Origin of the sequence: Mesorhizobium sp. M1334 (assembly GCF_040317995.1) — a bacterium.
GTDB lineage: Bacteria > Pseudomonadota > Alphaproteobacteria > Rhizobiales > Rhizobiaceae > Mesorhizobium.
The window spans coordinates 1-20,225 of the sequence record NZ_JAMYLM010000019.1; the positions used below are offsets into that span (position 1 = coordinate 1).

At 63.1% G+C, this 20,225-nt stretch carries 18 protein-coding genes and 1 riboswitch; of the genes, 13 read left to right on the forward strand and 5 right to left on the reverse strand.

Translation table 11 applies throughout. From position 1 onward, the window contains the following. Positions 1 to 145: 145 nt before the first annotated feature. The 5 genes from gfa (at position 146) to NKH17_RS25140 (ending at position 3,722) form a co-directional block, all read left to right on the forward strand. A complete protein-coding gene (gfa, locus tag NKH17_RS25120; RefSeq protein WP_352508734.1) occupies positions 146 to 715 on the forward strand; it encodes an S-(hydroxymethyl)glutathione synthase in 570 nt (189 codons plus the stop codon). Between the two features lie 66 nt (positions 716 to 781). Beyond that, positions 782 to 1,249, forward strand: coding sequence for a YaiI/YqxD family protein (locus tag NKH17_RS25125; protein WP_352479738.1), 468 nt, complete (start codon positions 782 to 784; stop codon positions 1,247 to 1,249). A gap of 5 nt (positions 1,250 to 1,254) precedes the next feature. Further along, entirely contained in the window at positions 1,255 to 1,932 is a 678-nt protein-coding gene (locus NKH17_RS25130; RefSeq protein WP_352899165.1) for a DUF1345 domain-containing protein, read from the forward strand. A 100-nt stretch (positions 1,933 to 2,032) separates the two neighbouring features. After that, the gene (locus tag NKH17_RS25135) at positions 2,033 to 2,911 is read left to right on the forward strand and encodes a cytochrome b/b6 domain-containing protein (RefSeq protein ID WP_352899167.1); all 879 of its coding nucleotides are present in this window, start codon (positions 2,033 to 2,035) and stop codon (positions 2,909 to 2,911) included. A 1-nt stretch (position 2,912) separates the two neighbouring features. Further along, positions 2,913 to 3,722 (forward strand): molybdopterin-binding protein, encoded by an 810-nt coding sequence (locus tag NKH17_RS25140; protein ID WP_352899169.1) that lies wholly within the window; start codon positions 2,913 to 2,915, stop codon positions 3,720 to 3,722. A gap of 28 nt (positions 3,723 to 3,750) precedes the next feature. On the opposite strand, the gene NKH17_RS25145 is transcribed toward NKH17_RS25140, so the two are convergent. Then, positions 3,751 to 4,341, reverse strand: a complete 591-nt coding sequence (locus tag NKH17_RS25145) for a DUF3011 domain-containing protein (RefSeq protein WP_352972594.1) — start codon at positions 4,339 to 4,341, stop codon at positions 3,751 to 3,753. 110 nt (positions 4,342 to 4,451) lie between these two features. On the opposite strand from NKH17_RS25145, the gene NKH17_RS25150 reads away from it, so the two are divergent. The 4 genes from NKH17_RS25150 to gcvP all read left to right on the forward strand — a co-directional run bounded on the left by NKH17_RS25150 (position 4,452) and on the right by gcvP (position 9,938). Continuing rightward, positions 4,452 to 5,267, forward strand: a complete 816-nt coding sequence (locus NKH17_RS25150; RefSeq protein ID WP_352899172.1) for a transporter substrate-binding domain-containing protein — start codon at positions 4,452 to 4,454, stop codon at positions 5,265 to 5,267. 116 nt (positions 5,268 to 5,383) lie between these two features. After that, positions 5,384 to 5,470, forward strand: a riboswitch (glycine riboswitch). 148 nt (positions 5,471 to 5,618) lie between these two features. Then, entirely contained in the window at positions 5,619 to 6,737 is a 1,119-nt protein-coding gene (gene gcvT / locus NKH17_RS25155) for a glycine cleavage system aminomethyltransferase GcvT (RefSeq protein WP_352899174.1), read from the forward strand. Between the two features lie 5 nt (positions 6,738 to 6,742). Further along, entirely contained in the window at positions 6,743 to 7,111 is a 369-nt protein-coding gene (gene gcvH, locus NKH17_RS25160) for a glycine cleavage system protein GcvH (RefSeq protein ID WP_352650881.1), read from the forward strand. A gap of 16 nt (positions 7,112 to 7,127) precedes the next feature. After that, on the forward strand, positions 7,128 to 9,938 hold the full coding sequence (gene gcvP, locus NKH17_RS25165; protein WP_352899176.1) for an aminomethyl-transferring glycine dehydrogenase: 2,811 nt from the start codon (positions 7,128 to 7,130) through the stop codon (positions 9,936 to 9,938). Positions 9,939 to 10,009: 71 nt separating this feature from the next. Here gcvP and NKH17_RS25170 read toward each other — a convergent pair whose 3' ends face one another. Continuing rightward, positions 10,010 to 11,179 carry a GGDEF domain-containing protein gene (locus NKH17_RS25170; protein ID WP_352804808.1) on the reverse strand — a complete coding sequence of 390 codons (1,170 nt, stop codon included), beginning with the start codon at positions 11,177 to 11,179 and terminating at the stop codon, positions 10,010 to 10,012. A 273-nt stretch (positions 11,180 to 11,452) separates the two neighbouring features. On the opposite strand from NKH17_RS25170, the gene parE reads away from it, so the two are divergent. Then, on the forward strand, positions 11,453 to 13,504 hold the full coding sequence (gene parE / locus NKH17_RS25175; protein WP_352479748.1) for a DNA topoisomerase IV subunit B: 2,052 nt from the start codon (positions 11,453 to 11,455) through the stop codon (positions 13,502 to 13,504). A 168-nt stretch (positions 13,505 to 13,672) separates the two neighbouring features. Here parE and NKH17_RS25180 read toward each other — a convergent pair whose 3' ends face one another. Then, positions 13,673 to 14,794, reverse strand: coding sequence for a DUF2336 domain-containing protein (locus NKH17_RS25180; protein ID WP_352479749.1), 1,122 nt, complete (start codon positions 14,792 to 14,794; stop codon positions 13,673 to 13,675). Between the two features lie 152 nt (positions 14,795 to 14,946). On the opposite strand from NKH17_RS25180, the gene NKH17_RS25185 reads away from it, so the two are divergent. Together NKH17_RS25185 and NKH17_RS25190 are read left to right on the forward strand one after the other, a co-directional pair. Then, positions 14,947 to 15,396, forward strand: a complete 450-nt coding sequence (locus NKH17_RS25185; protein ID WP_352479750.1) for a MaoC family dehydratase — start codon at positions 14,947 to 14,949, stop codon at positions 15,394 to 15,396. A 3-nt stretch (positions 15,397 to 15,399) separates the two neighbouring features. After that, the gene (locus tag NKH17_RS25190) at positions 15,400 to 16,281 is read left to right on the forward strand and encodes an HpcH/HpaI aldolase/citrate lyase family protein (RefSeq protein ID WP_352899180.1); all 882 of its coding nucleotides are present in this window, start codon (positions 15,400 to 15,402) and stop codon (positions 16,279 to 16,281) included. Between the two features lie 18 nt (positions 16,282 to 16,299). On the opposite strand, the gene NKH17_RS25195 is transcribed toward NKH17_RS25190, so the two are convergent. Then, positions 16,300 to 16,884, reverse strand: a complete 585-nt coding sequence (locus tag NKH17_RS25195; RefSeq protein ID WP_352479752.1) for a nitroreductase family protein — start codon at positions 16,882 to 16,884, stop codon at positions 16,300 to 16,302. A 156-nt stretch (positions 16,885 to 17,040) separates the two neighbouring features. Here NKH17_RS25195 and NKH17_RS25200 point away from each other — a divergent pair, with 156 nt between their 5' ends. Further along, a complete protein-coding gene (locus NKH17_RS25200; protein WP_352466968.1) occupies positions 17,041 to 18,006 on the forward strand; it encodes an RgsD C-terminal domain-containing protein in 966 nt (321 codons plus the stop codon). A gap of 231 nt (positions 18,007 to 18,237) precedes the next feature. Here the strand turns inward: NKH17_RS25200 and thrS are convergent, their stop codons facing one another. After that, a complete protein-coding gene (thrS, locus tag NKH17_RS25205) occupies positions 18,238 to 20,211 on the reverse strand; it encodes a threonine--tRNA ligase (protein WP_352806712.1) in 1,974 nt (657 codons plus the stop codon). Positions 20,212 to 20,225 lie beyond the last annotated feature (14 nt).

Here is a 20,225-nt window from a genome sequence, read left to right on the forward strand (position 1 = left end):
AGCTCGAGGACATCAACAAGGGCTTTGACCTGATGCATGAAGGCAAGTCGATCAGGAGCGTGGTGGTTTACTGAGGAGGAGAAAGCCGCCGGCTAACCAGCCAGCGGCCGAAAAATGCAGATGTTCAACACGGGAGGAGACAAAAATGCCGGAAAAACTGCATCCTAAAATCGACAATGGACTGCCACGGGAAAAGCCCGACTTTGCCGGCGGCACGCTGGTCTGCGCCTGCACCAGCAACCCGGTCAAGGTGAAGGTCAAGGGCCAGATCGCCCACAACCATGCCTGCGGCTGCACCAAATGCTGGAAGCCGGAAGGCGCATTGTTCTCGGTCGTGGCGGTTGCCGGTACAAACGACGTGACGGTGACCGAAAACGGCGACAAGCTGAAGGTGGTCGATCCGGGCGCGCTGATCCTGCGCCATGCCTGCACCGGCTGCGGCGTCCACATGCACGGCCCGGTCGAGCGCGACCACGCTTTCAAGGGGCTGTCCTTCATCCATCCGGAACGCTTCCAGGAGGATGGCTGGTCGCCGCCGGGCTTCACCGCCTTTGTCTCGTCGATCATCGAGTCCGGTGTCGATCCGAGCCGCATGGACGGCATAAGGTCACAGCTGAAGTCGATCGGGCTCGAACCTTATGATTGCCTCAATCCTGGCCTGATGGACTATATCGCCACCTGGACGGCCAAGAGATCCGGCGCGTTGCCGGCCTAGTAGCCGCTCGACTATCATCGATCGAGCCGGGCGACGCCGCCCGGCTCTTTCACATTTGGAACAACGATGCCCGCACCTGCTATTCTCGTCGACGCCGACGCTTGCCCGGTGAAGGCCGAGGTCGAAAAAGTCGCCGAGCGGCACGGCATCGTCGTCACCTTCGTCTCCAATGGCGGCTTGCGTCCGTCGCGCGATCCGATGATCCGCAATGTCGTCGTCCCCAAGGGCGCCGATGCCGCCGACGACTGGATCGTCGAAAATGCCCGGTCCAACGACATTGTGGTGACCGCCGATATCCCGCTTGCCGCGCGCGCGGTGGCGCTTGGCGCCCACGTACTTGGTCCGACCGGACGCCCGTTTACGCCCGAAACGATCGGCATGGCGGTGGCGATGCGCGACCTCAAGCAGCACCTGCGCGAAACCGGCGAGAGCAAGGGCTACAATTCGAGCTTCGCGCCGCAGGATCGCTCGCGGTTCCTAGGCGAGCTTGACCGCATCCTACGGCGAGCGCTGAAATCCGCGCCAGCGGACTGAAAACCATGGCGACCGGTACCACGACCAAGATGCCCATGCGACGCCACACGCTGTTCGCGGTGTCGGCCTGCATCGGCGTGGCAGCCTTTGGCGCCGCGCTGATCTGGCGTGCGCCGCTTGCCTATTCGATCGGCGCCAACGTGTTCTTTGCCGCCTATCTCGTTCTTGTCATCGCCCACATGCCTCGGCTTACCGGCAGCTATCTGCGCAAGAATGCAGGCGACACTGACCTGCCGGTACTGGCGATCTTCGCGGTCACTCTGGTTGTGGTCGCTATTGCCATCATTTCGTTGTTTCAATTGATCAACAGGGAGAAGAGCGCGGATCCCGTCGAGCTTACGGTCGCGCTGCTGTCTATCCCGCTTGGCTGGTTGACCATCCATGCCATGGCGGCACTTCACTACGCGCATCTCTATTGGTTGGACGGCGATGCGATGGATGGCGACACCAAAAAGAGGATTCCAGTCGGCGGCCTCGACTTCCCGGGCGGCAAGCGCCCGGAGGGCTCGGATTTCCTCTATTTTTCGACAGTGATCGGCATGACGGCGCAAACCGCCGACACCAACATCACGACCTCGCAAATGCGCCGTGTCGTGCTTGTGCATTCGATCCTGTCGTTCTTCTTCAATACAGTCATCGTCGCAGCCGCAGTCAACCTAGCCGTCAGCCTCGGCAGTCCGTAATAAATCCGTGATCGGGTGAAACATCGCTTAGGCTGGCGACGTATTGGGAGGAGAAGATATCTGACAGGCCGCGGCGAACGCGCGGCCGGAGGAACAACAGATGGAATCGCTTGCCAGAAACCAAGCCGCCGGAGCAGATACCGCCGCGCCGAGCGATGTGACGCTGATCTATCGCCAGTCGCGCTGGACGCGGCTGACGCATTGGCTATGGGCGATCGCGCTGTTCTTCATGCTGCTTTCCGGCCTGCAGATCTTCAACGCCCGCCCGCAGCTCTACATCGGCAAGGAGTCGGGCTTTGGCTACAACAACACCATCTTCGCCATCGGCGCCGAGAATACCGCGGCTGGCCCGCGCGGTTACACCGAAATTTTCGGCAAGCGCTTCGATACCACCGGCGTGCTCGGCTGGTCGGGTCCGGCCGGCCAGGAGACTTCCCGGGCCTTCCCGTCCTGGGCGACGATTCCTTCCTATTACGATCTCGGCACCGCGCGCGTCGTTCATTTCTTCTTTGCCTGGGTGCTGACCACCACGCTGCTGGTCTGGCTGGTCGCCAGCCTCATCAACGGCCATTTGCGCCGCGATCTTGCCCCGCGCCTCGATGATTTCAGGCGGCTGCCGCAAGACATTGTCGACCACGCCAGGTTCAGGTTTCACCACAGGCGCGAATACAACACCTTGCAGAAGATGGCTTATGGCGGCGTGCTGTTCGTGCTGCTGCCGCTGATGATCATCACCGGCCTTGCCATGTCGCCGAGCATGGATTCGGTGCTGCCGTTCCTGAACGATCTGCTCGGCGGCCGACAGACGGCGCGCACCATTCATTTCACGGTGATGCTGCTGCTCGTCGCCTTCTTCATTATCCACATCCTGATGATCCTGGCCGCCGGTCCGATCAACGAGCTGCGCTCAATCATCACCGGCTGGTATCGAACCGACCCGCCGGCGCATGCCGACGATGCGCCAGAGAGGAGTGCCTGACATGGCGAAATTCGAGATCAGCCCCAAGCTACAGATAAGCCGAAGGAAATTCCTGACTTCGGCCAGCCTCGGCCTTTCCGGCATCATGCTGTCGGGCTGCGACGCCTTCGACAGCCAGCTTGGCGTCGGCGACGGCCTGCGCAGCTTCCTCGAAAGCGCCAATGGCCTGACCTGGCGGGCGCAGCGGCTGCTTGCCGGCCGCGATGCGCTGGCGCCGGAGTTCACCGAGGCCGACATTCGCCAGCCGCAGCGGCCGAACGGTGTCACCGCACCGGACGACGATTTCTACAAGGGCCTGCTCGCCAGCGATTTCGCCGACTGGCGGCTGGAGGTTTCAGGCCTCGTCGAAAAACCGCTGTCGCTGAGCCGCGAGCAGCTGATGGCCATGCCGAGCCGCACGCAGATCACCCGCCACGACTGCGTCGAAGGCTGGAGCTGCATTGCCAAATGGACCGGCACGCCGCTGTCGCTGGTGCTCGACCAGGCCGTGGTCAAGCCGCAGGCGCGCTATGTCATATTCCACTGCCTCGATACGATCGACCGCAGCCTTGCCGGCGATATCAAATATTACGGCTCGATCGACCTGATCGATGCCCGTCATCCGCAGACGATCCTTGCCTATGGCCTCAACGGCAAGCCGTTGCCGGTCGAGAACGGCGCGCCGCTGCGCGTCCGCGTCGAGCGCCAACTCGGCTACAAGATGCCGAAATATCTCTACAAGATCGAGCTGGTCGACGGCTTCGCCAATATCGGCGGCGGCAGAGGCGGCTATTGGGAGGACAATGGCTACGACTGGTACGGCGGCATCTGACTGAAACCTGACCTCAGTTTCACCTAAACTAACTGTCGTCGTCGCTGTCGTCGCCGTCGCTCCGCAGGGCCGGATTCAGGTCGGGATTATCGTCCGGGGTGACGAGCTTCCCAAGCCCGTGCGGTCCTTGGTAGTTGCCGTGGGTATCGAAGTTGGGATTGCCCTGATTGTCGAATTGCGGCGTCGGATCAATCGATTGGTCGTAACGGCGCGGGCGCGGCTTCGGATAGTAATTATCGGAATGATGGCGATGCGAATTGCTGTTGTCGAGAATGGCGCCTACCACGCCGCCGACGATAATGGCTGCGGCGAGGTCGCCAGCAGAGGGGTTACGGTCGGGGCCGGCGACTGCGAATTCGGCCGAGCAACCATTGTCGACCCAGATGCCGCCGCCGTCATAGCCCCAGCTTCTACCGTACACGCAACGTGCCTTCGATAGACGGGAGGTCAACTGCACGCCACGTCGCGTATCGACCCCGCAATAGGAATAACGGTAATCGGCGCTGGAGCAGACCACGCGTTTTGCCCCCGCAGCCTGCGCTGCCGCCGGCAGCAACGAAAGCTTCGCCGGGTTGCCCAGGATGCAACCCAGGAACATCATCGAACCGGTAACCGCCATCCGTGCCGACATCGCAACTCTCCATCAGGGCCCGCTATCGACAGAATGGCACCTCTGTGTAAATCTGACAACCGGACGGGCTCAGCGAGGTTATATTAATGCGCGCTAAGATGATCGCCACAATTATACTTGCTCTTTCTGCCTGGTTGGCTTTGTCGCTGCTGCCAGCCCGGGCAGACGACAGCCTCAAGCGCATCATCGACCAGAAGACGTTGACGGTCGGCGTGGCGCTCAACCCACCGTGGATACTCAAGAAGGCAGACGGAAAATTCGCCGGCTATGATGTCGACCTGACCAGTGCTCTGGCGTCGGATCTCGGCGTCGACCTCAAGCTGGTCGAAGTGCCCTGGAGCGACCTCAAGACGCGACTGCTCAAGGGTGATTTCGACATGATCGCGGCGGGCTACGCCAGCACGCCGGAACGCGCACGCGAGGTGGTGTTCTCCGATCAGACCGGTACTGCCGATATCCGTATGGTGGCGACGATCGCCAGCCTTGGGAAAAGGCCGGGCAAGGCACTTGCGGCCCCGGGCTACAAGATCGCCGTACTCTCCAACTCGACGGACGAAGCCGCCGCTAGGGAAGCATTCCCGAAAGCGGCCATCGCTTCATTCGACAATGCGGCCGATGTTTTCGCCGCCGTCATCAGCGGGCAAGCACAGGCGATGGTGGCGACATCGCCGACGCCGCAAATGGCCGCCAGGCTTTATGACGCTAAGCTCAAGCTGGTGGGCGGCCCGCTGTTGCGGACGCCGGAAGCGTTTGCCATGCGGCCGGACGATGTCCGCCTCATCCAATACGTCAACAACTGGATCGGCGCGCGCACCGCCGACGGCACCATAGGCGGCGTTCGCCGCTACTGGTTCGGCAGCTTCAAATGGATGTCGCGCTTCGAGACAGCCAAGCCCGAGCCCGCAAAACAATAGGGTCGCGACCTGTTCGCGACGAGGCAGCGAAGACTTGCCAGTAAAATGTCGCTGGCAGGTGACAAGGTGTCGTCCACGGGCTATGGATGACGAGTCGAGGGCTCCTGACCGAGTCCTACCTGTTTGCGGGAGAGAGCAGCGAGAGCTGCCGCCGAAGGGGAAATCGCCCGAAATCTCTCAGGCAAAAGAACCGTAGACGGGAAAGACACTCTGGAAAGTCGGGGCTTGCCCCCGCGCCGAAGGTGTAAGCGCTGCCGACAGAGTTACGGGGCGCGAGTCTCTCAGGCTTCAGACAGAGGGGCACGGACTGGTCGCCATTCGCGGCCGCCTGCGTGCGACTCTGGAGATGACATGACGGGCGACGACACCAAACACCTTCCCCTCGAAGATCTGCATGCGGCAGCCGGTGCGCGCTTTGGCGCCTTCGCCGGCTGGTCGATGCCGCTGACCTATCCGGCCGGTGTGATGAAAGAGCATCTGCACAGCCGCGAGCATGCCGGCCTGTTCGACATCTCGCACATGAAGCTGTTCGAAATCAGCGGTCCGGGGGCAGCAGCGCTTCTGAACCGCGCCTGCCCGTTCGATGCCGGCGCGCTTGAGGTTTCCCAGTCCAAATACACGTTCTTCCTCAACGAGGCTGCCGGCATTCTGGACGATCTGATCGTCACCAGGCTTGGCGCCGAGCGCTTCATGATGGTCGCCAATGCCGGCAATGCCGCCGCCGACGAAAAACATCTGCGCGCATTGGTCAAAAATTTCGAAGCAGAGGGCGATTTCGACGTGAAGGTGGACGCACTCGACCGCGTCTTCCTTGCCATCCAGGGCCCCGAAGCGTGGGCTGCCCTTTCCCGCGCCGGCATCGAGACGGGTTCGCTGGTGTTCATGCACGGTATCGAACCGCGCGAAAAATGGTTCATGAGCCGGTCCGGCTATACCGGCGAAGACGGCTTCGAGATCGGCCTGCCGGAAGCGGATGCAAGAAACCTCGCCGCCAGGCTGCTCGAGGACGAGCGGGTGATGTGGGTCGGCCTTGCCGCCCGCGACAGCCTGCGGCTTGAAGCCGGACTGTGCCTGCACGGGCTGGACATCACGCCGGAGATCGATCCGGCCAGCGCCGGGCTGATGTGGGCCATCCCCAAGGAGGTTCGCGCCTCGGGCGCCTTCATCGGCGCCGATGCGCTGCGCGCCATCCTGGAGCGTGGTCCAGCGCAAAAACGCGTCGGCCTGAAGCCGGAAGGCCGCCAGCCGGTGCGCGCCGGTGCTGCCCTTTTCGATGCCGACGGCAACCCTGCCGGCCACGTCACCTCCGGCGGCTTCGGCCCCTCGGCCGGTCATCCGGTCGCCATGGGCTACGTCCAGACACCGCTTGCCAAATCCGGCGCAAAACTGTTCGCCGATGTCCGCGGGACGAAAATCCCGGTCGACATCCACCCCTTGCCCTTCACGCCCCATCGCTACCGCAAAGGATGATTTCAATGGCAAAGACCTATTTCACCGAAGATCACGAATGGCTGCGCGTCGAGGGCGGCATCGCCACCGTCGGCATCACCGATTACGCGCAGGAGCAGCTCGGCGATCTCGTATTTGTTGAACTGCCGGAGCCAGGGAAAAAGCTGGCCAAGGGCGATACGGCCGTGGTGGTCGAATCGGTCAAGGCGGCTTCGGACGTCTACGCACCGGTCGACGGCGAGATCACCGAGGCCAACACCTCGCTGTCATCGGATCCTTCGCTCGTCAATTCGGCGGCAACCGGCGACGGCTGGCTGTGGAAGATGAAGCTGGCCAATGAGAGCCAGCTCGACGAGCTCCTCGATGAAGCCGCTTACAAAGCCCATATTGGTTGATAGCAGGACCAGGAAGATGACCGCAGCACCCTACCCCTTCTCGGCTCGCCATATCGGCCCGGGCCTCCATGACGTCAGAGCCATGCTGGCGACGATCGGCGTTCCTTCGGTCGAGACCCTGATCAGTCAGGCAGTGCCGAAGTCGATCCGGCTCGACCGGCCGCTGGCCCTACCCGCCCCCGCAAGCGAAGCGGAAGCGCTGACCGAGCTCGCGGCGACGATGGCAAGGAACACGGTGCTGAAGAGCTTCATCGGCACCGGCTATCATGGCGTCCATGTGCCGCCGGTGATCCAGCGCAACCTGTTCGAGAACCCGGCCTGGTATACCGCCTACACGCCTTACCAGGCCGAGATCAGCCAGGGCCGGCTGGAAATGCTATTCAACTTCCAGACGCTGGTGACAGAATTGACCGGCCTGCCGGTGGCATCGGCCTCGCTGCTCGACGAGGCGACGGCGGTGGCCGAAGCGGTCGGCATTGCGCTGCGCCATCATCGCGACAAGCGCACCAAGGTGGCACTGGCCGGCACGCCGCACCCGCAGACGCTGGACGTCGTGCGCACCCGCGCCGAGCCCCTCGGCATCGAGGTGGACGGCGAGGTGATCGACGACAACACCGCCGCCCTGCTGGTCTCCTGGCCCGATACATTCGGCGTCTACGGCAATCACAAGGCAGCCATCGACAAGGCCCATGCCGCCGGCGCGCTGGTCGTCTTCATCGCCGACCCGCTTGGCTTGACGCTGACCGATGCGCCGGCCAGGCTTGGCGCCGACATCGCCGTCGGCCCGACGCAGCGTTTTGGCGTGCCGATGGGCTTTGGCGGGCCGCACGCCGCCTATTGCGCGGTCTCCGACAGGCTGACGCGGCTGATGCCCGGCCGGCTCGTTGGCCAGTCGACGGATAGCAAGGGCCGTCCCGGTTATCGCCTGGCTTTGCAGACACGCGAGCAGCATATCCGCCGCGACAAGGCGACCTCCAACATCTGCACCGCACAGGCGCTGCTCGCCAACATGGCGACGGCCTACGCGATCTGGCATGGCCCTGCCGGGCTGCAGGCGATTGCCGGCCGCGTCCACACGCTGGCCAACCGCCTGGCTGCCGGCCTCAAGGCAGCGGGCGTTTCGGTGGTCGGCGAAAGCCGGTTCGACACGGTGGCTGTGGAAGTGAAGGGCAGAGCCGGCGCGATTGCCGCCGCCGCAGAAAAGACGGGCCTCCTGTTGCGCGTCATCGACGCCGACCATGTCGGCATCAGCTTCGACGAGACCTCCACCGAAGCCGATCTGGAGGCGATCGCAGCACTTTTCGGCGCCAAGGCCGGCGTTGCCGCCGGCAGTTCCATGCCAGGAAAACCGCGCGGCAAGGAGTTCCTCACCCAGCCCGTGTTCCGCGAAAATCACTCGGAAACCGACATGATGCGCTTCCTGCGCCGGCTGGCCGACAAGGACCTGGCGCTTGACCGCGCCATGATCCCGCTCGGCTCCTGCACCATGAAGCTCAACGCCGCCGCCGAAATGATGCCAGTGAGCTGGCCTGATGTCGCCAACCTGCATCCCTTCGCGCCGGCAAACCATTCGATAGGCTATCGCGCCATGATCGACGAGCTGGAAGGCTGGTTGGCGGAGATCACCGGCTTCGACGCGGTGACCCTGCAGCCCAATGCCGGCAGCCAGGGCGAATATGCCGGGCTGCTCGCCATTCGCCGCTATCATCTGTCACGTGGCGAAGGCCATCGCACCGTCTGCCTGATCCCCTCCTCGGCGCATGGCACCAATCCGGCAAGTGCGGCCATGGCCGGCATGAGCGTCGTCGTCGTGCGCTGCACCGAGGACGGCAATATCGACATGGACGACCTGCAGGCCAAGGCGGCCGAGCATGCGCATAATCTCGCGGCGCTGATGTTCACCTATCCCTCGACGCATGGCGTCTTCGAGGAAGGCGCGCGCGACCTCTGCGCCCTCGTCCACAGCCATGGCGGCCAGGTCTATTTCGACGGCGCCAACCTCAACGCGCTAGTCGGCCTCGCCCGTCCCGGCGATATCGGCGCCGATGTCTGCCACATGAACCTGCACAAGACCTTCTGCATCCCGCATGGCGGCGGCGGCCCCGGCGTCGGCCCGATCGGCGTCAAGGCGCATCTGAAGCCGCATCTGCCCGGCCACGTCACCGAAGGCTCGGTCCATGCCGTGGCGGCGGCACCGTTCGGCAGCGCCTCGATCCTGCCGATCACCTGGATGTATATTCGCATGATGGGCGCTTCCGGCCTGAAGCAGGCAACCGAGACGGCGATCATCTCCGCCAACTATGTGGCGACGCGGCTTGGCGAGCATTTCCCCCTGCTTTACAAGGGGCGCAACGGACGCGTCGCGCATGAATGCATCCTCGACACCCGCGTGCTCAAGGACAGCGCCGGCATCAGCGTCGACGATATCGCCAAGCGGCTGATCGACTATGGCTTCCACGCGCCGACCATGTCGTTCCCGGTCGCTGGCACGCTGATGGTGGAGCCGACCGAATCCGAGCCCAAGCGCGAGTTGGATCGTTTCTGCGAGGCCATGATCGCCATAGCCGGCGAGGCAGCCAAGGTGGCGAAGGGCGAATGGCCGTTGGCCGACAATCCTCTGGTCAACGCTCCGCACACCGCCGCCGAGGCATTGGCCGGCCAATGGACCCATCCCTATTCGCGTCTGGAGGCGGCCTACCCCGCCGGCGATGCCGATACGGCAGCAAAGTACTGGCCGCCGGTGTCACGCATCGACAATGTCGCCGGCGACCGCAACCTGGTCTGCTCCTGCCCGCCGCTGTCGGAATATCTGGGTGCGGCGGAATAGATCATGATTCCGAAAGTGGAATCCGGTTTTCCGACAAGATCATAGGTCTAACAAGAAGCTAGAAACCCCAATCAGGCAGAACGCAAGGCCGGCCCGTCGGCCTTGCTCGCCCGGTCCCGAACGACGACGCGATTTCGCCCGGCGCGCTTTGCCGCATAGAGTGCTGCGTCGGCTTCGGCCAGCACATCGTCGAGACCGGTGCCGTTTGTTCCGCCAAAGCCGATGCCGCCGCTGACTGTGCTTCGCAACGGACCAAGTTGTGTGGCCACGACTTCCGTGCCGAAGGCGACGCTGATCTTGCTCGCAATGTCATAAGCCTTCTCTTCCGTCATCCGCGACATGACGAGCACGAACTCCTCGCCGCCCAACCGGAACGCGTCGACGCCGGTCCTGGCGTATTTCCTGATGACGGCGGCAAAGCGGCGCAGAACCTGGTCGCCGACCGGATGACCGAAAACGTCGTTCGTCCTCTTGAAATGGTCGAGGTCGAACATGGCGACGGACATGAACGGACCGAAGACCCGCTCGCCATAGAGTGCCGTCAACGCCCGCCGGTTCATCAGCCCGGTCAATGGATCGGTCATCGTCTCGGCCTTCAATTCGATCTGCGCCTGCAAATGGTGCAGGGAGAGCGTCAATGCGCCGAGCCCGGTCATGCAGGCGACGGCTACGACGGAATTCACCCGCTCGGCCCAATTGTCGGGCGCAACACCCAGCACCCATTGCCCCTTGACCAGCAGGACCGCGCCGCAAAGTCCGAACGACAGCGCACAGACGCCGCTCAGGAACGAGACGACCAGCAATATCCGTCGATCGTGACCACCCTCAATCCAGAACATCGCCCCGATGAGCGAGAGCAGCGCCGTTACCGTCGCGTAGGTGACGATGAAGCCGACACCATCAAACCCGAGATACGTCGCGCCCGCGCAAACAGCCATCGCAACCAAGGTCGGCAAGATGGCGCGCCTGTAATCGCCTATGCCGAGATATTGCATGGCCGACAGGCAGATAATCAGGAAACCGAGGCTGAGAGGCGCAAGCACGATCTGGCAAAGCCAGAGGCTTGGATCCCTCGTGTAATGCCAGAACAACACCACATGTGCGACGAGCACGAGAATGCCACACGCCACCGTCAGCACAAAGCGTGCCTGTGGCGCGCTGAACCAGATCGCAAACATGGTGATGCTGAGGCACGTGCCCGACAGCGCCGCCGCGAGCAGGAGCGAACTGTAATCCAACATGCTTAAGCGACAGCCTCTTGAGCGTTCCGCTGCATTCTAGGTCAGCGACAGTCCGCAAATACCGCTTTTTAGCCAATCTTCCGGCGTAACCTTCGGACAGGGTTTACAAAACGTCGATGCTCCAAGCTTCGACCCCATTTCCGCCGCTTGGCTGTCGAATGGTTTTGCAGTAAGAGGCTCTATCCTCGAACGTAACAGGAACCTCCGTCGCCTGCCCGCGAAAAGCGTGGCAGTATCGGGTGGTGATTCGCAGCATCGGAATCCAGGACCGGCATGGACGACAACAACGATCTTTTCGCCAAATTGGACAAGCAGCCTCAGCCTGCTCGCGCCGCCGCGCGCCCGGCCGATCCGCTGGTGCAGGCGGCGAAGCGGCCGGCGCCCCGCGACGCCAGCGAGAGTTACAGTGCCGCCGACATCGAGGTGCTGGAGGGGCTGGAGCCGGTGCGCCGCCGCCCGGGCATGTACATTGGCGGCACCGACGACAAGGCGATGCACCATCTGTTTGCCGAGGTCATCGACAATTCGATGGACGAGGCGGTCGCCGGCCATGCGACCTTCATCGATGTCGAGCTTTCCGCCGACGGATACCTGTCAGTCACCGACAACGGCCGCGGCATTCCGGTCGATCCGCACCCGAAATTCAAGAAGCCGGCGCTCGAACTCATCATGACGACGCTGCATTCAGGCGGCAAGTTCGACAGTAAGGTTTACGAGACGTCCGGCGGCCTGCACGGTGTCGGCGTTTCCGTCGTCAACGCGCTGTCCGACCATCTCGAGGTCGAGGTCGCGATTGGGCGCAAGCTCTATCGCCAGCGCTTCTCACGAGGCGTTCCGGTGACCGGCCTTGAGCAGCTCGGCGAGGTGCACAACCGGCGCGGCACGAAGATTCGCTTCCATCCAGACGAGCAGATTTTCGGCAAGGGCGCGGCGTTCGAGCCGGCGCGGCTCTACCGCATGGCGCGGTCAAAGGCTTATCTGTTCGGCGGTGTCGAAATCCGCTGGACTTGCGATCCCTCGCTGATCAGGGAAAAGGACACGACGCCGGCCAAGGCCGAATTCCATTTTCCGGGCGGCCTCAAGGATTATCTGAAAGCCTCGCTCGGCGACGAATTCCAGGTCACCCGTGAAATGTTCGCCGGCAAGAGCGAGAAGCAGGGCGGTCACGGTTCGCTCGAATGGGCCGTGACCTGGTTCGGCGGCGACGGTTTTATCAATTCCTATTGCAATACCATCCCGACCGCGGAGGGCGGCACGCATGAGGCTGGGTTCCGCAACGTCCTGACGCGCGGCTTGCGCGCCTACGCCGATCTGGTCGGCAACAAGCGCGCCTCGATCGTCACTTCCGAGGATGTGATGATCTCGGCGGCGGGCATGCTGTCGGTGTTCATCCGCGAACCGGAATTCGTCGGCCAGACCAAGGACAGGCTGGCGACGATCGAGGCGATCCGCATCGTCGAAAGCGCCATCCGCGACCCGTTCGACCACTGGCTGGCGGACAATCCGCAGGAGGCCTCGAAACTGCTCGAATGGGTGATCGCGCGCGCCGACGAACGGGTGCGCCGCCGCCAGGAAAAGGAAGTGTCGCGCAAGAGCGCAGTGCGCAAACTGCGCCTGCCCGGCAAGCTCGCCGACTGCACGCAGAATGCCGCCGCCGGCGCCGAGCTCTTTATCGTCGAGGGCGATTCGGCCGGCGGTTCGGCAAAGCAGGCGCGCGACCGCGCCAGCCAGGCGGTGCTGCCGCTGCGCGGCAAGATCCTCAACGTCGCCAGTGCCGGCAGCGACAAGCTTGCCGGCAACCAGCAGATATCCGACCTGATCCAGGCCTTGGGCTGCGGCACGCGCTCGAAATACCGCGACGAGGACCTGCGTTACGACCGGGTCATCATCATGACCGATGCCGATGTCGACGGCGCCCATATCGCCTCGCTGCTGATCACCTTTTTCTACCAGGAGATGCCAAACCTGGTCCGCGGCGGCCATCTCTACCTGGCGGTCCCGCCGCTTTATTCGATCCGCCAAGGCGGCAAGGTCGGCTATGCCCGCAACGACGCGCATAAGGACGAACTCCTGCGCACCGAATTCACCGGGCGCGGCAAGGTCGAGATCGGCCGCTTCAAGGGGCTGGGCGAAATGATGGCCGCCCAGCTCAAGGAAACCACCATGGACCCGAGAAAGCGCACGCTGCTCAGGGTCGATGTGATCGACGCCGAGGCGGCGACCAAGGATGCTGTCGACGCACTGATGGGCACCAAGCCCGAGGCCCGTTTCCGCTTCATCCAGGAACGCGCGGAATTCGCCGAGACGGAAGTGCTGGATATCTGAGCGTCTTCTGCCAGGTGAGCCACAGACGGCGGTTGTTGCTACCCGGATATTTTCGCGAAGGACGAGGCCTGGAACGGTTCAGCGTTCACGGAAACGCCGAACCGCTCTTTCCTTTGTTCTAAAGCAATTCCGGACGGAAAACCGCTTCACAGTTTTCCTGGAATTGCTTTAGGCAGCCGCGATCGCCAGCGCGTGCCCGCGCGCGTTCTCGCGCAACGCGTCGAGATGGATCGACTTGATCAGCCCGGCGAGATCGCCCGCGGCGGACTGCCCGCCCAATTCCTTCAGCATCAGCCAGCTGACTTCCTGCACGCCGGCGAGGCGTTTGCCATTGGCGACCTCGCGCCAGACCTTCAGCGCGCGCAGGATGATGGCGTGGGTGGCGGCGGCAAGCCCGGCACTGCGGAACAGTGCCTGCAGCGCCACGTCATGGCCGCCGGCCAGCAGTGCTCTCACCCGTTGTTCGGATTGCTGGCTGAGCGCGACCAGGGCCGAACCAAAGAAGTCGACCTTGCCGTGCGCGATGGTGCGGATGACGAAGCTTGCGGTCAGGTCACCGCGCAGACGCAGATGTTCGACAAGCGCTGTATGTTCCTCGGCACGCGTGCCTTCGATCAATGTCACGGAAGCCTTGACGCAGGCATCGCGCGTGACGCGCTCGGCTCTTGCGGCGCCCATCAGCCCCAGCACCAGCGGCGAGCCCTTGAGCGTCTCGCCCACTTTGACCAGCAGCAAATGCCGACAATCGGCGGGCAGGCGCGCGTCGGCAATCAGCGCCTCGCGCACCAGAGGCAGATGGCCGTGCCGCTCGGCCATGCGCCGAAAGCTGATCGATGCGATGTCGGCGCCGCTGTTGGCGAGCAACGTGGTGCAGGCCTCCGGCTCGCCGATCTCGGCGATCGCCGCCGCAACCGACATCGACACCCGCGGCCGGTCGGCGATCACCTTCTGCGTCGCTTTCTGGCCGCCGGCAACCCGATCGATCAGGTCGGCATCAGTAAGCAGTGGCGACCGCGCCAGCACCAGGGCTGCGACTTCCGGCTGGTCCGAGGCCAGCGCGCTGACGATCTGCGGCGGCGCATGATGGCTCATGGAAAGCGCGTCGGCGATCGCCAGTCGCACCTTCGACGATGCGTCATCGAGCAGCAATGTCAGCGCCGCCTCAGCAGCGCAGCGGTCCTCGAAAGGCAGGTCCGAATCGACATAGGCGCGAGCAAGTGCGCTTGCCGCTGCAACGCGCTCCGACACCTTCGCCGTGTGGATCCATTTCAGGAAATGCGAAACGACCATGTCGCCTGCTTACGCCCTTTGCCAGAACGCTTCTGGCCCCTGTCGCGACCGTAGGCACAAATGGTTTACGAACGGTTCACCATGTTCGTTAACTGGCTTGCGAGCCCGGTATGCAACGCCTATCAACCCTTAGGCAGCAGAGGAGATCGACCATGGCCGGGCTTTATCTTGAGGAGTTCGCTGTCGGCCAAGTGTTCAAGCACACGCTGCGCAAGACCGTGACCGAAAGCGACAATATGCTGTTTTCGGTGATGACGCTGAACCCGCAGCCGCTGCACATCGATTTCGATTTCGCCGCCAAGAGCGAATGGGGCAAGCCGCTGGTCAATTCGCTGTTCACGCTGGGCCTGATGATCGGCATTTCAGTCAACGACATCACCGTCGGCACCACCATCGCCAATCTCGGCATGAAGGAGACAGTGTTTCCGCACCCCGTCTTCCACGGCGACACCATTCGCGTCGAGACCACGGTGGTTTCGGTGCGCGATTCCAGGTCCAAACCGGACCGCGGTATCGTCGAGTTCGAGCATCGCGCCTATAACCAGAACGACGTGCTGGTTGCCAAATGCACGAGGCAAGCCATGATGATGAAAAAGGCATAGCCGATGCGTTCTTTGCTCTTCGTCCCCGGCGATTCGGAAAAGAAGCTGGAAAAGGGCTTTGGCGTGGGTGCCGACGTGGTCATCGTCGATCTCGAGGATTCGATTGCCCCGCAGAACAAGGGGCTGGCGCGCGACACAGCGGCGCGTTTCATCGCCGGGCACAGGCACCAAACCAGCTCCGCGATCTATGTGCGCGTCAACGATCTTTCGACCGGACTGACCGACGACGATCTGGCGGCGCTCGTGCCGGCAAAACCAGACGGCATCATGCTGCCTAAGTCGAACAGCGGACTGGATGTCCAGCATCTCTCGGCCAAGCTCAGGGTGCACGAAGCTGAAAGCGGCCTGCCCGATGGAGCTATAAAGATCCTGCCGATCATCACAGAAACGGCCGCAGGGGTCTTGGCCGCAGCGACCTACGCCCGTGCAAGCGCGCGGCTTGTCGGCGTCACCTGGGGGGCGGAAGATTTGTCGGCGGCGATCGGCGCGCGCGCGACGCGCGACGCGAATGGCCGCTACACGGATGTGTTCCGCCTCGCCCGCACCGTGACCATGCTTGCCGCAAGTGCCGCGGAAGTCGCGGCAATCGACACCGTCTTTCCGGACTTTCGCGACATGGCGGGCTTCGAGGCCGAATGCGCAGAGGCCGAGCGCGACGGTTTCACCGGCAAGATGGCGATCCATCCGGCGCAGGTGCCGGCCATCAACGCCGCCTTCACGCCTTCGGCGCAAGCGGTGACAAGCGCCCTGGCGATCGTCGAGGCATTTAAGGCGGCGGGAAACCCCGGCGTCGTCGGCATCGACGGCAAGATGTACGACCGGCCGCATCTCAAGCTCGCCGAGCGGCTCCTGGCGCGGGCCAGGGTAGCTGGGCTTGGCGCTTAGGTCTGTTCCGCGCCGAAATTATCCCACCCACGGCCCCGAATAATCGGCATAGAGCTTTGCCGGATCGGGCCGTGGCCGCTCCGGTGCCGGCCCCTGGTAGGAGCCGATGTGGACGAAGCCTACGACCCGCTCATGTGGCGCCAGGCCGAGGATCGCCCTGCCCTCGGGCACGTCGGAATACCAGTTGCTGATCATGTTGGTGCCGTAGCCCAGCGCATTGGCAGCGAGCATCAGGTTCATCGCGGCCATGCCGCCGGACAGGAACATCTCCCATTGCGGGATCTTTGGATTTTCCCTGGGGATCGAGATCACGCCGATAACCAGCGGCGCCCGCGAAAAGCGCGCCAATTCCTGGTTGCGACGGCCTTCCGGCAGCGGTCCTTCGCGCTGCTCGGCAAGTGCCGCCAGCTTCTTGCCGATCTCGATGCGAGACTCGCCGCGATAGAGGATGAAACGCCAGGGCTCCAGCCGGCCGTGGTCCGGCACCCGCGAGGCGGCGGCGATCATCGTCGCGATCTCGGTATCGCCCGGTGCCGGCTCTTTCAAATCTGGGATCGGCGCGGAATTTCGGGTCAGCAGAAAATCGATGATTGGCGACGCCATGGGCGCAAGTCTCCTGGAATTTGAGCTGAAGCGCACCATCGGGACATCGGGCGGCTTGGGCATTGGCGCAGCGCGCCGGACAAAGAGCCCTGTAGCAGAAGCCGACCGGACTCTTAAGCCTTGAAATTGCCACCGCCTTGGGCTTCAACGCAAGGCATGTTTGAGGGGACATTGCGTCTTTTCCTGATATGGCTCGCTGCCGCACTGTTGATGGTGCCGGTTTCGCTCGCCGTCGCCCAGGATGTGGACGGCCTCGGCGAGCTGAAACTTCCCGGAATTTCGGGCTATGCGCCTCCGAAAAGCGAGACATCGCTGGCGTTGGGGAGCAGCGGGGCAATCACGCTGTCAGCGCAATTGACCGACAAGGGCGCCGACATCACGCGCGGCATCGTCTGGCGCGTCTTCAAGCCCGAATCGGCCAGCGACGGCAAGCTGCCGATGGTCGCCTCGGCTCATGGCGGTACCGCCGTGTTCCAGCTCGAGCCGGGTTCGTATCTGGTCCACGCCTCCTACGGGCGGGCCGGCGCCACCAAGCGCATCACCGTCGGCAAGGAAGCCAAGCGCGAGAGCCTCGTGCTCGATGCAGGCGGCCTCAAGCTTGATGCCGTGCTGTCCGGCGGGGTACGCATACCACCGAAGAAGCTGCGCTTCTCGATCTATGAGAGCCACGCCGCGGCCGACGGCGATCGCGCCCTGATCATACCCGATGTCGAGCCGAACAGCGTCGTGCGGCTCAATGCCGGCACCTACCACGTTGTGTCGACCTATGGTGCGGTGAACGCGGTCATCCGCTCCGACATCCGCGTCGAGGCCGGCAAGCTCACCGAAGCGACCGTCGAGCACCGTGCGGCCGAGATGACCATGAAGCTGGTGCGCGAACCGGGCGGCGAGGCGATCGCCGACACCTCCTGGTCGCTGCTGAACGAATCCGGCGATCCGATCAAGGAAACCGTCGGTGCCTTTGCCTCGATGGTGCTGGCCGAGGGCGACTATACCATCATCGCCAAGAACCGCGACCGCATCTACCAGAAGGATTTTACGGTGGTGGCTGGGCACAACCAGGACATCGAGGTTCTGGCCACAGAGGCTTCGGCCATCGATTCCGAGGAAGGCGCCGACTAAGCCGCGCCCTCTAAGCTGCCTTGCGCATGCGTCGCGCCAGCAACTGCGCGTGGCCACGCCATACGACCAGAGCCGGATCGACGACAGCCCGGTAAAGCCGCTCGAGCAATTCGTCTCATTCAGCACCTGACCGAAGCGCACGTCGATCGATTTGCCGGATAGGCGCGGCGCAACAGTCATATGAAAATGGCGGTGGATCGCTCCACCGCCATTCATTGCAGGTCGGCTGGTTCAGGCCGCGCGGCGCTTGCGGTCGGGTGTCACCGCCTCGTCGGCAAGCAGCTTCACGGCAGTTGCGAGACCAAGCGATTCCTGGTCGCGCGAACCGAGACGGCGGATATTGACCGTTTCTTCCTCGGCCTCGCGCTTGCCACAGACGAGGATGACCGGGACCTTGGCCAGCGAATGCTCCCGGACCTTGTAGTTGATCTTCTCGTTGCGCAGGTCGGTCTCGGCGATCAGCCCGGCCGCCTTCAACTGCGCGACGACGTTTCGCGCGTAATCGTCGGCATCGGAAGTAATCGTCGCCACCACCACCTGCAGCGGCGCGAACCAGAGCGGGAAATGGCCGGAATAATTCTCGATCAGGATGCCCAGAAACCGCTCCATCGAGCCGCAGATGGCACGATGCACCATCACCGGCTGCTTCTTTTCCGAATCGGAGCCGATATAGAAGGCACCGAACCGTTCCGGCAGGTTGAAGTCAACCTGCGTGGTGCCGCATTGCCAGTCGCGGCCGATGGCGTCCTTCAGCACATATTCGAACTTCGGCCCGTAGAACGTGCCCTCACCCGGATTGACGCCCGTCTTGATCCGGTTGCCCGACCGCGCCGCGATCTTGTCGAGCACGTCCTGCAGCACGCCCTCAGCATGATCCCACATCGCGTCGGTGCCGACCCGTTTTTCGGGGCGGGTCGCCAGCTTGACGGTGATTTCGTCGAAGCCGAAATCCGCATAGGTCGAGAGGATCAGATCGTTGATCTTGATGCACTCGTCGGCGAGCTGTTCCTCGGTGCAGAAGATGTGGGCATCGTCCTGGGTAAAGCCGCGCACGCGCATCAGCCCGTGCAGCGCGCCGGACGGCTCATAGCGATGCACATTGCCGAATTCCGCAAGTTTTACCGGCAGATCGCGGTAGGACTTCAGCCCGTGCTTGAAGATTTGCACGTGGCCGGGGCAGTTCATCGGCTTCAGCGCAAACACCCGGTCGTCGTCGGTGTCGTCGCCAGCAACCGTCACCTTGAACATGTTGTCCCGGTACCAGCCCCAGTGGCCTGATGTCTCCCACAGGCTCTTGTCGAGCACCTGCGGCGCGTTGACCTCCTGATAGCCCTGCTCGTCGAGGCGGCGACGCATGTAATTGACCAGGTTCTGGAACATCCTCCAGCCTTTGGCGTGCCAGAACACGACGCCCGGCCCCTCCTCCTGGAAGTGGAACAGGTCCATCTCACGGCCGAGCTTCCTGTGGTCGCGCTTCTCGGCCTCCTCCAGCATCGTCTGATAGGCTTCGAGCTGCGCCTGATCGGCCCAGGCCGTGCCGTAGATGCGCGTCAGCATCGGGTTGTTCGAATCGCCGCGCCAATAGGCGCCGGCGACCTTCATCAGCTTGAAGGCGTTGCCGATCTGGCCGGTCGAGGCCATATGCGGGCCGCGGCAAAGGTCGAACCAGTCGCCCTGCGCATAGATCTTGAGATCCTGATCCTCGGGAATGGCGTCGATCAGCTCCAGCTTGTAGCGCTCGCCCTTGTCGGCAAAGATCCTTTTCGCCTTTTCACGCGACCATACCTCTTTGGTGAACGGCTTGTTGCGCGCAATGATCTCGCGCATTTTCTTCTCGATCACCGGGAAATCGTCGGGCGTGAACGGCTCGTTGCGGGCAAAATCGTAGTAGAATCCGTTCTCGATCACCGGCCCGATGGTCACCTGCGTACCCGGCCAAAGTTCCTGCACGGCTTCGGCCAGCACATGGGCTGCATCGTGACGGATGAGCTCCAGCGCGCGCGGGTCCTCGCGAGTGATGATCTCGACCTTGCCCGGCTTGCCGATCGGGTCGGAAAGATCGCGCAGCGTGCCGTCGATCGAATAGGCAACGGCCTTCTTGGCCAGCGACTTCGAGATCGATTCCGCCAGGCCGGCGCCGGTCATCGCCGCGTCGTAGTCGCGGACGGAGCCATCGGGAAATGTCAGGGAAACGGAATTCAGCATGAAGTTCTCCTATC

Bases quoted from the DNA above. Each gene is read 5' to 3' on its own strand.
- gfa (WP_352508734.1), top strand. From the start codon at position 146: ATGCCGGAAAAACTGCATCCTAAAATCGACAATGGACTGCCACGGGAA.
- NKH17_RS25125 (WP_352479738.1), top strand. From the start codon at position 782: ATGCCCGCACCTGCTATTCTCGTCGACGCCGACGCTTGCCCGGTGAAG.
- NKH17_RS25130 (WP_352899165.1), top strand. From the start codon at position 1,255: ATGGCGACCGGTACCACGACCAAGATGCCCATGCGACGCCACACGCTG.
- NKH17_RS25135 (WP_352899167.1), top strand. From the start codon at position 2,033: ATGGAATCGCTTGCCAGAAACCAAGCCGCCGGAGCAGATACCGCCGCG.
- NKH17_RS25140 (WP_352899169.1), top strand. From the start codon at position 2,913: ATGGCGAAATTCGAGATCAGCCCCAAGCTACAGATAAGCCGAAGGAAA.
- NKH17_RS25145 (WP_352972594.1), bottom strand. From the start codon at position 4,341: ATGGCGGTTACCGGTTCGATGATGTTCCTGGGTTGCATCCTGGGCAAC.
- NKH17_RS25150 (WP_352899172.1), top strand. From the start codon at position 4,452: ATGATCGCCACAATTATACTTGCTCTTTCTGCCTGGTTGGCTTTGTCG.
- gcvT (WP_352899174.1), top strand. From the start codon at position 5,619: ATGACGGGCGACGACACCAAACACCTTCCCCTCGAAGATCTGCATGCG.
- gcvH (WP_352650881.1), top strand. From the start codon at position 6,743: ATGGCAAAGACCTATTTCACCGAAGATCACGAATGGCTGCGCGTCGAG.
- gcvP (WP_352899176.1), top strand. From the start codon at position 7,128: ATGACCGCAGCACCCTACCCCTTCTCGGCTCGCCATATCGGCCCGGGC.
- NKH17_RS25170 (WP_352804808.1), bottom strand. From the start codon at position 11,179: ATGTTGGATTACAGTTCGCTCCTGCTCGCGGCGGCGCTGTCGGGCACG.
- parE (WP_352479748.1), top strand. From the start codon at position 11,453: ATGGACGACAACAACGATCTTTTCGCCAAATTGGACAAGCAGCCTCAG.
- NKH17_RS25180 (WP_352479749.1), bottom strand. From the start codon at position 14,794: ATGGTCGTTTCGCATTTCCTGAAATGGATCCACACGGCGAAGGTGTCG.
- NKH17_RS25185 (WP_352479750.1), top strand. From the start codon at position 14,947: ATGGCCGGGCTTTATCTTGAGGAGTTCGCTGTCGGCCAAGTGTTCAAG.
- NKH17_RS25190 (WP_352899180.1), top strand. From the start codon at position 15,400: ATGCGTTCTTTGCTCTTCGTCCCCGGCGATTCGGAAAAGAAGCTGGAA.
- NKH17_RS25195 (WP_352479752.1), bottom strand. From the start codon at position 16,884: ATGGCGTCGCCAATCATCGATTTTCTGCTGACCCGAAATTCCGCGCCG.
- NKH17_RS25200 (WP_352466968.1), top strand. From the start codon at position 17,041: ATGTTTGAGGGGACATTGCGTCTTTTCCTGATATGGCTCGCTGCCGCA.
- thrS (WP_352806712.1), bottom strand. From the start codon at position 20,211: ATGCTGAATTCCGTTTCCCTGACATTTCCCGATGGCTCCGTCCGCGAC.